Source organism: Rhizobium sp. AQ_MP, from assembly GCF_014237835.1.
Lineage (GTDB): Bacteria > Pseudomonadota > Alphaproteobacteria > Rhizobiales > Rhizobiaceae > Allorhizobium.
The window spans coordinates 264,423-278,204 of the sequence record NZ_JACJVI010000008.1; the positions used below are offsets into that span (position 1 = coordinate 264,423).

General features: G+C 59.9%; 25 protein-coding genes and 1 pseudogene. All 26 read right to left on the bottom strand.

Features of this window, described 5'->3' with window-relative positions; genetic code table 11:
• Window positions 1-45 precede the first annotated feature (45 nt).
• A complete protein-coding gene (gene rpsK / locus H6M51_RS14045) occupies window positions 46-435 on the bottom strand; it encodes a 30S ribosomal protein S11 (protein ID WP_112641742.1) in 390 nt (129 codons plus the stop codon).
• A 129-nt stretch (window positions 436-564) separates the two neighbouring features.
• Window positions 565-933, bottom strand: coding sequence for a 30S ribosomal protein S13 (rpsM, locus tag H6M51_RS14050; RefSeq protein WP_113462289.1), 369 nt, complete (start codon window positions 931-933; stop codon window positions 565-567).
• Between the two features lie 231 nt (window positions 934-1,164).
• Window positions 1,165-1,815, bottom strand: a complete 651-nt coding sequence (locus tag H6M51_RS14055) for an adenylate kinase (protein ID WP_185810441.1) — start codon at window positions 1,813-1,815, stop codon at window positions 1,165-1,167.
• Window positions 1,812-3,152 carry a preprotein translocase subunit SecY gene (secY, locus tag H6M51_RS14060; RefSeq protein WP_185810442.1) on the bottom strand — a complete coding sequence of 447 codons (1,341 nt, stop codon included), beginning with the start codon at window positions 3,150-3,152 and terminating at the stop codon, window positions 1,812-1,814. Before secY ends, H6M51_RS14055 begins: the two co-directional genes overlap by 4 nt.
• Before the next feature lie 238 nt (window positions 3,153-3,390).
• Window positions 3,391-3,870 (bottom strand): 50S ribosomal protein L15, encoded by a 480-nt coding sequence (gene rplO / locus H6M51_RS14065; RefSeq protein ID WP_113462292.1) that lies wholly within the window; start codon window positions 3,868-3,870, stop codon window positions 3,391-3,393.
• Window positions 3,871-3,886: 16 nt separating this feature from the next.
• Window positions 3,887-4,096: a 50S ribosomal protein L30 gene (gene rpmD / locus H6M51_RS14070; protein WP_113462293.1), complete on the bottom strand. Its 210-nt coding sequence runs from the start codon at window positions 4,094-4,096 to the stop codon at window positions 3,887-3,889.
• Between the two features lie 14 nt (window positions 4,097-4,110).
• Window positions 4,111-4,680 carry a 30S ribosomal protein S5 gene (gene rpsE, locus H6M51_RS14075; protein ID WP_185810443.1) on the bottom strand — a complete coding sequence of 190 codons (570 nt, stop codon included), beginning with the start codon at window positions 4,678-4,680 and terminating at the stop codon, window positions 4,111-4,113.
• Window positions 4,681-4,823: 143 nt separating this feature from the next.
• Complete coding sequence (rplR, locus tag H6M51_RS14080) at window positions 4,824-5,186, bottom strand: 50S ribosomal protein L18 (RefSeq protein WP_162549194.1); 363 nt, start codon at window positions 5,184-5,186, stop codon at window positions 4,824-4,826.
• Window positions 5,187-5,198: 12 nt separating this feature from the next.
• Complete coding sequence (gene rplF / locus H6M51_RS14085) at window positions 5,199-5,732, bottom strand: 50S ribosomal protein L6 (RefSeq protein ID WP_162549193.1); 534 nt, start codon at window positions 5,730-5,732, stop codon at window positions 5,199-5,201.
• Window positions 5,733-5,775: 43 nt separating this feature from the next.
• Complete coding sequence (rpsH, locus tag H6M51_RS14090) at window positions 5,776-6,174, bottom strand: 30S ribosomal protein S8 (protein WP_136597312.1); 399 nt, start codon at window positions 6,172-6,174, stop codon at window positions 5,776-5,778.
• 12 nt (window positions 6,175-6,186) lie between these two features.
• Window positions 6,187-6,492, bottom strand: a complete 306-nt coding sequence (gene rpsN, locus H6M51_RS14095) for a 30S ribosomal protein S14 (protein ID WP_162549192.1) — start codon at window positions 6,490-6,492, stop codon at window positions 6,187-6,189.
• 33 nt (window positions 6,493-6,525) lie between these two features.
• The gene (rplE, locus tag H6M51_RS14100) at window positions 6,526-7,083 is read right to left on the bottom strand and encodes a 50S ribosomal protein L5 (RefSeq protein WP_162549191.1); all 558 of its coding nucleotides are present in this window, start codon (window positions 7,081-7,083) and stop codon (window positions 6,526-6,528) included.
• A complete protein-coding gene (gene rplX, locus H6M51_RS14105) occupies window positions 7,076-7,384 on the bottom strand; it encodes a 50S ribosomal protein L24 (protein ID WP_185810444.1) in 309 nt (102 codons plus the stop codon). The genes rplE and rplX overlap by 8 nt, the downstream gene beginning before the upstream one ends.
• Before the next feature lie 15 nt (window positions 7,385-7,399).
• Entirely contained in the window at window positions 7,400-7,768 is a 369-nt protein-coding gene (gene rplN / locus H6M51_RS14110) for a 50S ribosomal protein L14 (protein WP_006728677.1), read from the bottom strand.
• A gap of 229 nt (window positions 7,769-7,997) precedes the next feature.
• Window positions 7,998-8,234, bottom strand: a complete 237-nt coding sequence (gene rpsQ, locus H6M51_RS14115; RefSeq protein WP_162549189.1) for a 30S ribosomal protein S17 — start codon at window positions 8,232-8,234, stop codon at window positions 7,998-8,000.
• Window positions 8,235-8,247: 13 nt separating this feature from the next.
• Entirely contained in the window at window positions 8,248-8,448 is a 201-nt protein-coding gene (gene rpmC, locus H6M51_RS14120; RefSeq protein ID WP_028735898.1) for a 50S ribosomal protein L29, read from the bottom strand.
• A gap of 11 nt (window positions 8,449-8,459) precedes the next feature.
• A complete protein-coding gene (rplP, locus tag H6M51_RS14125) occupies window positions 8,460-8,873 on the bottom strand; it encodes a 50S ribosomal protein L16 (protein ID WP_006728680.1) in 414 nt (137 codons plus the stop codon).
• 39 nt (window positions 8,874-8,912) lie between these two features.
• Complete coding sequence (gene rpsC / locus H6M51_RS14130; protein ID WP_162549188.1) at window positions 8,913-9,638, bottom strand: 30S ribosomal protein S3; 726 nt, start codon at window positions 9,636-9,638, stop codon at window positions 8,913-8,915.
• Window positions 9,638-10,027 carry a 50S ribosomal protein L22 gene (gene rplV / locus H6M51_RS14135; protein WP_162549187.1) on the bottom strand — a complete coding sequence of 130 codons (390 nt, stop codon included), beginning with the start codon at window positions 10,025-10,027 and terminating at the stop codon, window positions 9,638-9,640. The genes rpsC and rplV overlap by 1 nt, the downstream gene beginning before the upstream one ends.
• 2 nt (window positions 10,028-10,029) lie before the next feature.
• Window positions 10,030-10,308, bottom strand: a complete 279-nt coding sequence (rpsS, locus tag H6M51_RS14140) for a 30S ribosomal protein S19 (protein WP_102019766.1) — start codon at window positions 10,306-10,308, stop codon at window positions 10,030-10,032.
• A gap of 15 nt (window positions 10,309-10,323) precedes the next feature.
• Window positions 10,324-11,160 carry a 50S ribosomal protein L2 gene (gene rplB, locus H6M51_RS14145; protein ID WP_162549186.1) on the bottom strand — a complete coding sequence of 279 codons (837 nt, stop codon included), beginning with the start codon at window positions 11,158-11,160 and terminating at the stop codon, window positions 10,324-10,326.
• 17 nt (window positions 11,161-11,177) lie between these two features.
• Window positions 11,178-11,471, bottom strand: coding sequence for a 50S ribosomal protein L23 (locus H6M51_RS14150; protein ID WP_185810445.1), 294 nt, complete (start codon window positions 11,469-11,471; stop codon window positions 11,178-11,180).
• Window positions 11,468-12,088 carry a 50S ribosomal protein L4 gene (gene rplD, locus H6M51_RS14155; protein ID WP_162549185.1) on the bottom strand — a complete coding sequence of 207 codons (621 nt, stop codon included), beginning with the start codon at window positions 12,086-12,088 and terminating at the stop codon, window positions 11,468-11,470. The genes H6M51_RS14150 and rplD overlap by 4 nt, the downstream gene beginning before the upstream one ends.
• Window positions 12,089-12,101: 13 nt before the next feature.
• Window positions 12,102-12,740 carry a 50S ribosomal protein L3 gene (rplC, locus tag H6M51_RS14160; protein WP_162549184.1) on the bottom strand — a complete coding sequence of 213 codons (639 nt, stop codon included), beginning with the start codon at window positions 12,738-12,740 and terminating at the stop codon, window positions 12,102-12,104.
• A 170-nt stretch (window positions 12,741-12,910) separates the two neighbouring features.
• A complete protein-coding gene (rpsJ, locus tag H6M51_RS14165; RefSeq protein ID WP_006728688.1) occupies window positions 12,911-13,219 on the bottom strand; it encodes a 30S ribosomal protein S10 in 309 nt (102 codons plus the stop codon).
• 489 nt (window positions 13,220-13,708) lie between these two features.
• A pseudogene (locus H6M51_RS14170) lies at window positions 13,709-13,782 on the bottom strand (elongation factor Tu); the annotation flags it as partial.

Genomic DNA, 13,782 nt, shown 5'->3' on the forward strand with positions numbered 1-13,782 from the left:
AGCACCGGGAAGGCGAATAAGCCTGCCCGGCAAAACGAAGAATGATTAGACGCGACGCTTCTTGCGCGGACGGCAGCCATTGTGCGGGATCGGGGTCACGTCGCGGATGGACGTGATCATGAAGCCGGCAGCCTGGAGGGCGCGCAGAGCGGATTCACGACCCGAACCCGGACCGCAGACTTCCACTTCGAGGGACTTCATGCCGTGTTCCTGGGCCTTCTTGGCGCAGTCTTCAGCAGCGATCTGGGCCGCGAACGGGGTCGACTTACGCGAACCCTTGAAGCCCTTGGCACCAGCAGACGACCAGGCAATCGCATTGCCCTGTGCGTCGGTGATGGTGATCATCGTGTTGTTGAAGGTCGAATTGACGTGGGCAACGCCCGACGAGATGTTCTTGCGTTCGCGACGGCGGACGCGTGCGGCTTCCTTGGCCATGGTCTTCCTTTCAGTTGATCTAAGCACCGCCGTAATGCCAGCGGCTACACCAATCGAGGCAATAGGATTTAGGCAGTAGCCAGTAGTATCCCTACTGCCCACTGCCTATTGCCAACTGCCTCGAAAAAATTACTTCTTCTTACCAGCGATCGCCTTCGCCGGACCCTTGCGGGTGCGGGCGTTGGTGTGCGTGCGCTGACCGCGAACCGGCAGACCACGACGATGGCGCAGGCCACGGTAGCAGCCGAGGTCCATCAGACGCTTGATGTTCATCGCGGTTTCGCGACGCAGGTCACCCTCGACCTGATAATCGCGGTCGATGGTTTCGCGGATCTGGAGAACTTCAGCGTCGGTCAGCTGGTGAACGCGCTTGTCAGCCGGAAGACCGACCTTCTCCATGATTTCCGATGCGAACTTCGGGCCGATCCCGTGAATGTAGGTCAGCGCGATAACAACGCGCTTCGCAGTCGGGATGTTGACGCCAGCGATACGTGCCACGCCTATTCTCCTTGCTTCCAGTTGCCATCCGGCAAGTGGTGTCTCGTTACACGGCCCAGAGGGACCGCAATTACAATTCGGGTTCTCGACAAACCAAAACGATCGAACCCGGTCTCCCAGCGTTTTGGAAGAACGCGCCGATCGCAGTCATGTCGCGAGTTGGCGCGGTCTTTAACGGAATCGGTGGCCAAAAGCAACCGGCTCCGCGAAGATTCTTAAGGTTGCCAGGCTTCAGACCTTGGCGAGAATGGCATCGATCTCGCCGGTCACGGCATCGATCTCACCCATGCCATCGACCGAATGCAGCTTACCCTTGGCGTGGTAATATCCGATCAGCGGCGAGGTTTCCTTGTAATAGGCCTGAAGGCGGGTACGGACCGTGTCCCGGTTGTCGTCGGGGCGGCGCTTGAAGTGGGTGGAACCGCACTTGTCGCAGACGCCCTCAACCTTCGGCTTCAGGTTTTCGTCGTGATAACCGGCACCGCAATTGGCGCAGGTATAACGGCCGGCGATTCGATCGGCGAGGATCTCGTCGTCGACGCGGATCTCGATCACGGCCGACAGATCCAGGTTCTTGCCCTTGAGCATGGCCTCGGTGGCATCGGCCTGCACGAGCGTGCGCGGGAAACCATCCAGGATGAAGCCATTGGCGCAGTCGGGCGCATCGATGCGCTCGGAGACGATGGCGATGACAATCTCGTCAGAAACGAGCTTGCCGGCGTCCATGACAGCCTTGGCGCGTTTGCCGACCTCCGTGCCGGCGGATACCGCGGCACGGAGCATGTCACCGGTGGAAAGCTGCGGGATGCCGTGCTTCTCCACGATCCGCTGGGCCTGGGTCCCCTTACCCGCGCCCGGCGGTCCTAACAGAATCAGTCTCATCGTCCCCTCTTTCCTCCACGCAACTTCGACTTCTTGATCAGGCCCTCATATTGCTGGGCGATCAGGTGTCCCTGAATCTGTGCTACAGTATCAAGGGTCACGCTGACAACAATCAAAAGCGAAGTACCACCAAGGGCTAATGGGATCCCGGTGCGTGCGATGAGGATTTCGGGCAGGACGCAGACGAAGACGAGGTAGACGGCACCGACAACCGTGATGCGGGTCAGCACGTAATCGATGTATTCGGCCGTGCGATCACCGGGGCGAATGCCCGGAATGAAGCCGCCGTGCTTCTTCAGATTGTCGGCCGTATCCTTCGGGTTGAAGACGATGGCCGTGTAGAAGAAGGCAAAGAAGGCAATCAACGCGCCGTAGAGCAGCATATAGACCGGGTGGCCATGCTGCAGGGCTGCAATCACGGTCGTTGCCCAGCCCGGAAGCTGGCTCGTGCCGGCAAAGCCTGCCGCAGTTGCCGGCAGAAGCAGCAGCGACGAGGCAAAGATCGCCGGGATGACGCCTGCGGTGTTCAGCTTCAGCGGCAGGTGCGAGGTATCGCCCTGGAACATGCGGTTACCCACCTGGCGCTTCGGATACTGGATCAGAAGGCGGCGCTGGGCACGCTCGACGAAGACGATCAGAGCAATGACGGCAATCGCCACGACGATGACGGTCAGGATCAGGAACGTCGACAGGGCGCCGGTGCGGCCAAGCTCGAGGGTGCGGGCGACCGCGGTCGGCAGCCCGGCTGCGATACCGGCGAAGATGATCAGCGAGATACCGTTACCGATGCCGCGCGAGGTGATCTGCTCACCGAGCCACATCAGGAACATGGTGCCGCCGAGCAGGGTGAGCACGGTGGAAATGCGGAAGAACCAGCCCGGATCGGCCACGATGCCCTGGCCCGATTCGAGACCGACGGCGATGCCGTAGGCCTGCAGGGTGCCGAGCAGAACGGTGCCGTAGCGCGTGTACTGGTTGATGATCTTGCGGCCCTGCTCGCCCTCTTTCTTGAGCTGCTCGAGGGCGGGGACGACGGAGGTCATCAGCTGCACGATGATCGACGCGGAGATGTAGGGCATGATACCCAGCGCGAAGATCGCCATGCGCTCGACGGCGCCGCCGGCAAACATGTTGAAGAGGCCGAGGATGCCACCGGACTGGCCCTGGAAGGCCGCGGCGTAAGCTTCGGGATTGAGGCCGGGCAGCGGAATATGCGTGCCGAGGCGATAAACCAGCAATGCGGCCAGTGTGAACCACAGACGCTTCTTCAGATCTTCCGCCTTGGCGAAAGTCGAGAAGTTGAGGTTCGAGGCCAGTTGTTCCGCTGCAGAAGCCATAGAATTCTCCGCAAACCTAAACCGGCGACGACAGATCGTCAGACCGGGAGGCTATTCGTTCAAACTGCTTTTAAGAAAACAGGGCGCGGGAGAAGTTGCGAACAACCGCATGCCTCACACCCTTGTTTTCCAGATGACCCGGAAGACGAAACGACGTCCATTCCGTCCTGGGATCGTGAGGCTCACATATGGGAGCAAAATCGCCCGGTGTGAAGCACCCCGGGCGATTGTCTTTCACTTATTCAGCGGCTTCCTTGGCTGCTTCGAGCAGCTTGATGGAACCGCCAGCCTTTTCGATTTTCTCGACGGCAGCCTTCGAGGCGCCGGCAACTTCGATCGTCAGCTTGGCCTTCAGTTCGCCATCGGACAGAACGCGAACGCCGTCCTTGGCACGACGGATAACACCGGCGGCCTTGAGCGAAGCGGCGTCAACCGTTGCCTTGGCGTCGAGCTTGCCAGCATCGATCGCGGTCTGGATACGGCCGAGCGAAACGGTGACGTATTCGGATGCGAAGATGTTGTTGAAGCCGCGCTTCGGAAGGCGACGGTAGATGGGCATCTGACCGCCTTCGAAGCCGTTGATGGCAACGCCCGAACGAGCCTTCTGACCCTTGACGCCGCGACCACCGGTCTTGCCCTTGCCGGAACCGATACCGCGACCTACGCGGATACGCTCCTTGGAGGCGCCTTCGTTGTCTTTGATTTCATTCAGTTTCATGATGACTTCCCCCGTCTCACTTCTCGTCGACGACGCGAACGAGATGCTGGACAGCACGGATCATGCCGCGAACCGAAGGGGTGTCCTCCAGGGTGCGGACCCGGTGCATCTTGTTGAGGCCCAGACCGATGAGCGTCTTGCGCTGCACTTCCGGACGGCGAATGGGCGAACCGATCTGCTCGATCGTGATCGTCTTTGCTTCAGTCTTCTTCGTAGCCTTAGCCATGGATCCGACTCCTCTTATTCTTCAGCTGCGTTGCCAGAGGCAGCGCGGCGAGCCTGGAGGGTAGCGTACTTCAGGCCACGCTGAGCAGCGATGTCCTTCGGATGTACCTGGTGCTTCAGGGCGTCGAAGGTGGCGCGAACCATGTTGTAGGGGTTCGACGAACCGGTCGACTTGGCGACGACGTCGTGCATGCCGAGCGTTTCGAAAACGGCGCGCATCGGGCCACCGGCGATGATGCCGGTACCGGCCTTGGCGGAGCGAAGGAGAACCTTGCCTGCGCCGTGACGGCCGTTGACGTCGTGATGCAGGGTGCGGCCATCACGCAGGGGAACGAAAATCATGTCGCGTTTGGCGGCTTCGGTCGCCTTGCGGATGGCTTCCGGCACTTCACGTGCCTTGCCATGGCCGAAGCCTACGCGGCCCTTCTGGTCGCCGACGACGACGAGGGCTGCAAAGCCGAAACGACGGCCGCCCTTGACGACCTTGGCGACGCGGTTGATCGCGACAAGCTTGTCGACGAACTCGCTATCGCGCTCTTCACGGTTCTGGCGATCTTCGCGCGAACCACGCTTTTCTTGTGCCATTGTCCTTTTCCTTTTTCTTTTCCGGGTGCAATCGGCAGATTACGCAAAGTTCCACCCTGCCCTTCCGGTGCAAGGTGGAATCCGGTGTGACCGGCTTAAAGCCGGAAATCCACCCGGACGCAAGCCCGGGTGGAAACTTCTGATTAGAAGGTCAGGCCACCTTCACGAGCCGCCTCGGCGAGAGCCTTGATGCGGCCGTGATAGATGAAGGCGCCACGGTCGAACACAACTTCCTTGACGCCAGCCTTGGTGGCGCGCTCGGCGACCAGCTTGCCGACGGCAGCAGCTGCTGCGATGTCCGCACCGGTCTTGAGCGAGCCCTTCAGGCCGCCATCGAGAGTCGAGGCAGCCGCGAGGGTCTTGCCAGCGACGTCGTCGATGATCTGAGCGTAGATGTTCTTCGACGAGCGATGTACCGACAGACGCGGACGGCCATTGGCCACCGCCTTGATCTGACGCCGTACGCGGTTGGCACGACGAACAAGTGCTTCTTTTCTGCTTGCCATTTCGCGCGTTCCTTACTTCTTCTTGCCTTCTTTGCGGACGATCCGCTCTTCGGCATACTTGACGCCCTTGCCCTTGTAGGGCTCGGGGCCGCGGTATTCACGGATCTCAGCGGCGACCTGGCCAACCTGCTGCTTGTTGATGCCGGTCACGATGATTTCGGTCGGCTTCGGAACAGCAATGGTGATGCCCTGCGGCGGCTCATAGACAACGTCGTGGCTGAAGCCGAGAGCCAGCTGCAGGTTCTTGCCCTGGAGCGACGCGCGGTAACCAACACCGTTGATTTCGAGCTTGCGCTCGTAGCCGTCCTTAACACCCTTGAAGATGTTCTCGATCATCGTGCGGGACATGCCCCACTTCGAACGAGCATTCTTGGAGTCGTTGTTCGGCTGAACGACAACAGCGTTGTCTTCGAGCTTCACGGAGATTTCGTCATTGGCGACGAAGAAAAGTTCACCCTTCGGGCCCTTCGCCGTGACCTTCTGGCCATCGACGGCGGCAGTCACACCAGCCGGAACCGGAACGGGCTTCTTACCGATACGAGACATAGTTTTTATCCTGTCTGTTCGCTATGGAGATCCCCTGCCCGTCTTAGAAGACGGAGCAGAGTACCTCACCACCAACGTTCTGTTCGCGAGCCTGGTGATCGGCCATCACACCCTTCGGAGTCGAAAGGATGGTGATGCCGAGGCCGTTCGCGACCTGCGGGATGGACTTAACCGAGACATAAACTCGGCGGCCCGGCTTGGATACGCGGCCGATTTCGCGAATGACCGAAGCACCTTCGTAGTACTTCAGTTCGATCGTGATCTCAGACTTGCCATTGTCGTAATCGACCTGGCTGTAGCCACGGATGTAACCTTCGGCCTGCAGAACGTCGAGAACGCGTGCACGGAGCTTGGAGGCCGGGGTGGTGACGGAGCTCTTGCGGCGAGCGGCACCATTCCGGATACGGGTGAGCATATCGCCCAACGGATCAGTCATCGTCATATTGGCCTCTCCTTACCAGCTCGACTTCACAACGCCCGGCACCTTGCCGGTGTTGCCAAGCTCGCGAAGCGCGATACGCGACATTCCAAGCTTGCGGTAGAATGCACGCGGACGACCGGTGACTTCGCAACGGTTGCGAATACGGGTCTTGGAGCCATCGCGCGGCAGTTCTGCCAGCTTCAGGGTGGCCTTGAACCGCTCTTCAATCGAAAGAGACTGGTTCATGATGATCGCCTTCAGGCCTGCGCGCTTGGCAGCCTGGTTGGCGACGGTCTTGCGGCGGCGCTTGTTCTTTTCAACTGCGCTTGTCTTCGCCATATCGAAGTTCCTCTTCTACGCTCGTCGTTACGGTTACTGACGGAACGGGAAGTTGAACTCTTTCAGAAGAGCCCGAGCTTCGTCGTCGTTGGTCGCCGTCGTGCAAACGATGATGTCCATGCCCCACATCTGATCAACCTTGTCGTAGTTGATCTCCGGGAACACAATGTGCTCCTTGATGCCCATGGCGAAGTTGCCACGGCCGTCAAAGGACTTCGGGTTCAGGCCGCGGAAGTCGCGAACGCGCGGAAGCGCGATGTTGACCAGGCGGTCCAGGAACTCATACATGCGGGCGCCGCGCAGGGTGACCTTTGCGCCGATCGGCATGTTTTCGCGGACCTTGAAGCCAGCGATCGAGTTGCGAGCGCGCGTGATGACCGGCTTCTGGCCGGCGATCGCTGCGAGGTCGGCAGCAGCAACGGTGGGCTTCTTGGAGTCGGCAGTCGCCTCGCCCACGCCCATGTTGATGACGATCTTGTCGAGCTTCGGGATCTGCATCTCGTTGGCGTAGGAGAACTGCTCCTGCATCGCCTTGCGGATGCGGTTTACGTATTCGGCCTTGAGCCGCGGCTCATACTTTGCCTCAGCCATCGATCACTTCTCCCGAACGCTTGGCCACACGAACCTTCTTGCCGTCGACGACCTTGAAACCGACGCGGGTCGGCTTGCCGTCCTTGTCGACGATCGCGATGTTCGACAGGTGGATGGAGGCTTCCTTGCTGATGATGCCGGCTTCCGCGGTCTGCGTCTGGCGCTGGTGGCGCTTGACAACATTGATGCCGCGGACGACCGCACGGTCTTCCTTCGGCAAGACCTGGAGGACTTCGCCCGAACGGCCCTTGTCCTTGCCAGCGAGTACGACGACCTTGTCGCCCTTACGAATCTTGTTCATCGCTCGTCGCTCCCCTTACAGTACTTCCGGAGCCAGCGAGATGATCTTCATGTGGTTCTTGGCGCGAAGTTCGCGCGGAACCGGTCCGAAGATACGGGTGCCGATCGGCTCTTTCTTGTTGTCGATAAGAACGGCTGCGTTGTTATCGAATCTGATGACGCTGCCGTCGGCGCGACGGATGTCCTTGGCGGTGCGAACGACAACCGCCTTCATCACATCACCCTTCTTCACGCGGCCGCGCGGAATCGCTTCCTTGATCGAAACGACGATGATGTCGCCGATCGAAGCGTACTTGCGCTTGGAGCCGCCCAGCACCTTGATGCACATGACACGACGTGCGCCGGAATTATCCGCCACGTCGAGGTTAGTCTGCATCTGAATCATGTCAGGTCGCCTTCTTGTTGTAACCCGAACGGTTGGGCCGAGGCCCCCTATCCAGGCTTATGATAAATTTCTGGTGTGCGCGGGAAGATAGATACAGGGTGGTTTCCCATACGGGACCTTCCGTGCGCTCAAAGCAAAAGAACGCCCGATTCCGAGCGTTCTCAGCCAGTGGCCTGCTTCATACAGATTTCTGCGCAAGGTGCAAGCCCTTGCGCAGGAAGTCCGTAAATTAAGCCTGGGCGGCAATCACCGTCCAGCGCTTGTCCTTGGAGATCGGTGCACATTCCTGGATGGAAACGACGTCACCGGTCTTGTACTGGTTGTTTTCGTCATGTGCCTTGTACTTCTTCGACCGGCGAACGGTCTTCTGAAGCAGCGGGTGGGCGAATCGACGCTCAACGCGAACAACGACAGTCTTGTCGTTCTTGTCGCTGACAACTACGCCCTGCAGAATGCGTTTCGGCATATTCTTCTGGTCCTTAGGCCTTGGCTTCTGCCGCCTTCTGGCGGGCAATGGTTTTCACGCGTGCGATGTCACGACGGACTTCCTGAATACGGGAAGACTTCTCGAGCTGGCCGGTGGCCTTCTGGAAGCGCAGGTTGAACTGCTCCTTCTTCAGCTTAGCAAGCTCGTCGTTCAGCTGGTCGGCGCTCATGGCGCGTACGTCTGCGGCTTTCATCGACTTGATCCTCACTCTGCAATGCGCTGTACGAAGCGCGTCGTGACAGAGAGCTTGGCGGAACCGAGGCGAAGGGCCTCGCGCGCGATCTCTTCCGAAACGCCGTCGATCTCGAACATGATACGGCCGGGCTTGACCTTGCATGCCCAGTATTCGACCGAACCCTTACCCTTACCCATACGAACTTCGGTCGGCTTGGCCGTGACCGGAACGTCAGGGAATACGCGGATCCACACGCGACCAGCACGCTTCATGTAGCGGGTGATCGCACGACGGGCGGCTTCAATTTCGCGAGCGTTGACGCGGTTCGGTTCCAGAGCCTTCAGGCCGAATTCACCGAATGCCAGATCAAAACCGCCCTTGGCGACGCCCTTGATGCGGCCCTTGAACTGCTTGCGGTACTTTGTACGCTTTGGCTGCAACATTTTCTTACTTCTCCGAGCTTATCTTTCGCCAGCGTTCAATCAAGCGTTCTCGCGGCGACGATCGCCACGTTCACGGTTCGACGACGGACCCTGGGCGTCGCCCTCGAGCGCACGGCGCTCGGAGGCCATCGGATCGTGCTCAAGGATTTCGCCCTTGAAGATCCAGACCTTCACGCCGCAGATGCCGTATGCGGTTTCGGCTTCAGCCGTACCGTAATCGATGTCTGCGCGCAGGGTGTGGAGCGGAACGCGACCTTCGCGATACCATTCGGTACGCGCGATCTCGGCACCACCGAGACGGCCGGCGCAGGTGATCTTGATGCCTTCGGCACCCAGACGCATGGCCGACTGAACGGCGCGCTTCATGGCGCGACGGAAAGCGATACGACGCTCGAGCTGCTGGGTGATCGACTGGGCAACCAGGGTTGCGTCGATTTCCGGCTTGCGCACTTCAACGATGTTGAGGTGCGTTTCCGAGTTGGTCATCGACGAGATCTTCTTGCGAAGCTTCTCGATGTCTGCACCCTTCTTGCCGATGATCAGACCCGGGCGAGCCGAGTGGATCGTGACGCGGCACTTCTTGTGCGGACGCTCGATGACGACCTTGGCGATGCCGGCCTGCTTCAGCTCGTCCATCAGATACTTGCGGATCTTCAGGTCTTCGTGGAGCAGCTTGCCATATTCGGCGTTGTCGGCGAACCAACGGCTATCCCAGGTGCGGTTAATCCCGAGGCGGAAGCCAATCGGATTGATTTTCTGACCCATTATGCGGCCTCCCCTTTGGCTTCGACTTCGCGCACAACGATGGTGAGGTGCGAGAACGGCTTTTCGATGCGCGATGCGCGGCCGCGGCCACGAGCGTGGAAACGCTTCATGGTGATCGACTTGCCAACATAGGCCTCGGCGACGATCAGCTGATCGACGTCGAGATCATGGTTGTTCTCGGCGTTGGCGATCGCGGATTCCAGGGTCTTCTTGACCGTGCCGGCGATGCGCTTGCGGGAGAATTCCAGGTCAGCGAGAGCGCGCTCGACCTTCTTGCCGCGGATGAGCGCGGCAACCAGGTTGAGCTTCTGGGGGCTGACGCGGATCGTGCGGGCGACTGCCTGCGCTTCGTTGTCCTTCAGCCGGCGTTCGGCTTTTGCCTTGCCCATTGTTACTTCCTCTTCGCCTTCTTGTCCGCACCGTGACCGTAGTAGGTCCGGGTGGGAGCGAATTCACCGAACTTGTGGCCGACCATGTCTTCGTTGACAGAGACGGGCACATGCTTTGAGCCGTTGTAGACGCCGAAGGTGAGACCGACGAACTGCGGCAGGATGGTGGAGCGACGGCTCCACATCTTGATCACTTCATTGCGGCCGGTCTCGCGAACCTTCTCAGCCTTCTTGAGAAGATAGCCGTCGACGAACGGGCCTTTCCATACTGAACGAGCCATTTCTGACTACCTCTCTTACTTCTTCTTCAGGTGGCGCGAGCGCATGATGAACTTGTCGGTCGACTTGTTCGAGCGGGTGCGCTTGCCCTTGGTCGGCTTGCCCCACGGGGAAACCGGGTGACGACCACCGGACGTGCGGCCTTCACCACCACCGTGCGGGTGGTCGACCGGGTTCATGACAACACCGCGGTTGTGCGGGGTCTTGCCGCGCCAGCGGGTACGACCAGCCTTGCCGTCGTTGATGTTGCCGTGGTCCGGGTTGGACACGGCGCCAACGGTGGCGAGGCAGGCGCCCGGAACGAGGCGCTGTTCACCCGAGTTGAGACGCAGGATCGCCATGCCGGCATCGCGGCCGACGAGCTGGACGTAGGTGCCAGCCGAACGTGCGATCTGACCGCCCTTGCCGGGCTTCATTTCGACGTTGTGAACGATCGAGCCGACCGGGATGTACTGCAGCGGCATGGTGTTGCCGGGCTTTACGTCGACGGCCTTGTCGGACGAGATGACCTTGTCACCGGCAGCGATGCGCTGCGGCGCCAGGATGTAGGCCTGCTCGCCGTCGGTGTAGGTGACGAGAGCGATGAAGGCCGAACGGTTCGGGTCGTATTCCAGGCGCTCGACGGTGCCTTCGACGTCGAACTTGCGACGCTTGAAGTCAACCAGACGATAGGTGCGCTTGTGACCACCACCGATGAAGCGAGCCGTGATGCGGCCGAGGTTGTTACGACCACCGCTCTTGGAGAGACCTTCCGTCAGCGCCTTGACCGGCTTGCCCTTCCAGAGGCCCGAACGGTCGACGATGACCAGCTGACGCTGGCTGGGGGTCGTCGGATTGTAGCTTTTCAATGCCATTGTTCTTGTTCCCTACCTCAGACGCCCGTCGACACGTCGATGGACTGACCTTCGGCGAGCGTCACGACGGCCTTCTTGACGTCCTTCTGCTTGCCGGCGAAGCCGCGGAAACGCTTGGTCTTGCCCTTGCGGACGAGCGTATTGACGGCGGTGACCTTGACGCCGAAGAGGGCTTCGACAGCAGCCTTGATTTCCGGCTTGCTTGCACCCTTGGCGACGTTGAGGACGACCTGGTTGTACTCAGACACCATGGTCGACTTTTCCGTGATCGACGGAGATACGATCACGTCGTAGTGGCGAAGATCCGTCATTTGAACCGCTCCTCCAGAGCTTCCACCGCAGCCTTGGAAAGCACGAGCTTGCCACGGCGCAGGATGTCATAAACGTTGATGCCCTGAACCGGCAGAACATCGATGTTCGGGATGTTCGAAGCGGCGAGCTTGAAGTTGCTGTCGATCTCGGCACCGCCGATGACGAGAGCGTTGGTGAGGCCGAGCGAGGCGAAGCTGCCGACGAGCGCCTTGGTCTTGGCTTCAGCCGCAACCAGATTGTCGACGATGATCACGTCTTCCGACTTGAACTTGGCAGACAGAGCGTGACGCAGAGCGAGCGCACGGACCTTCTTCGGCAGGTCATGGGCGTGGCTGCGAACAACCGGGCCATGAGCCTTACCACCGCCGCGGAACTGCGGAGCGCGGGCCGAATGGTGACGAGCACGACCGGTGCCCTTCTGCTTGTACATCTTGGAGCCGGTGCGGGAGACTTCCGAACGGCCCTTGATCTTGTGCGTGCCGGCGCGCTTCTTGGCGAGCTGGTAGCGGACCATACGGGCGATCAGGTCTTCACGGGGCTCAAGGCCGAAGATTTCGTCCGACAGAGAAACCTTGCCGGCGTCCTTGCCCTCGAGGGTCTTGACGTTAAATTCCATGTGCTTGGCTCCCTTACTTCGCCGACTTGACGGCGTCGCGGACGATGATCCAGGAACCCTTGGAGCCGGGAACGGCGCCCTTCACAAGGATAAGACCGCGATCTTCATCAGTCGAAACGACTTCGAGGTTCTGGGTGGTGACGCGCGTCTGGCCCATGTGACCAGCCATGCGCTTGCCCTTCCAGACCTTGCCCGGATCCTGGTTCGAACCCGTCGAACCGTGCGAGCGGTGCGAAACGGAAACACCGTGGGTAGCGCGGAGACCGCCGAAGTTGTGGCGCTTCATGGCACCAGCAAAACCCTTACCGATCGTCGTGCCGGTGACGTCGACCAGCTGGCCGGCTTCGAAATGGCTCGCGGTCAGCTGGGAGCCGACATCGATGAGGTTGTCTTCGGAAACGCGGAACTCGACGAGCTTGGCCTTGGGCTCAACGCTCGCAGCAGCGAAGTGGCCACGCAGGCCCTTCGTGGTATTCTTGACCTTGGACGTGCCGGCACCGAGCTGGAGCGCGGTGTAGCCGTTCTTGTCAACCGTACGCTGGGCAACGACCTGTACGTTATCCAGCCGCAGAACTGTTACCGGGATATGTTCGCCGGCGTCGTTGTAGACGCGGGTCATTCCCACTTTCTGTGCAATCACACCTGAACGCATTGGTTCATTCCTCTTGAGAGTCGCGGCCTCGATCAGATCTCGGCCTTTCCTCTTTGTTTAAGGATTCCACTCCGGCCCTTCCGAACCTTCGGGTTTCCCGTTTCGAGAAGTCGTTGGCAGGTCTTGCCACGTACCTTCCTTGTTATTTCGGCTCTCGCCGGAATTCCTTCTTAGAGCTTGATCTCGACGTCAACGCCGGCAGCCAGGTCGAGCTTCATCAGAGCGTCGACGGTCTGAGGGGTCGGGTCTACGATGTCAAGCAGGCGCTTATGCGTGCGCATCTCGAACTGTTCGCGGCTCTTCTTATCGACGTGCGGCGAACGGTTGACGGTAAACTTTTCAATACGGGTCGGGAGCGGTACCGGGCCGCGAACGCTTGCACCGGTGCGCTTTGCGGTCGAGACAATCTCCCGCGTAGAGGCATCGAGAACCCGGTGATCAAACGCCTTCAGGCGGATGCGGATATTCTGGCCGTTCATTCGACTTGTCCTTGTTTCTTTTCTTGCGTCCCGCATACGCAGAGACAGTGAATTACCATGACTGGCCGGCCCCTAATTTTCAAAAATCACAGGGACACCACGGGGTGCCCCTGTCACTCTTTTCATTCATGAGGAGCCCTGCCGAACTCGACCCGTCACCAGGCCTTGAAATCTGCAGCGCTAAGAACTGACGGTGCAAATCACCGTGCGATTCTGATCGTGGCCGGCGACATACACCGCAATCGGCCTTTCGTCAATCCGCCCAGCCGGACGAATTGGCGACATGCGCGCTGTCTGCATGACTGGCTTGCGCCAACCGACAGACGGAAACGAAAAGCGGCCCCGGGCTGATGGCCCAGGGCCGCCCTCTCAATCGATTACTCGATGATCGAAGCGACGATGCCGGCGCCGCGTTCAGATCGCGCTTGCGCGCCATCTGAACATTTCTAGTAGCGTCGGCAGCTTTCGCCATCGATCGCTGATCATCGATTACTCGATGATCGAAGCGACGATGCCGGCGCCGACGGTGCGGCCGCCTTCGCGGATTGCGAAGCGCAGCTTTT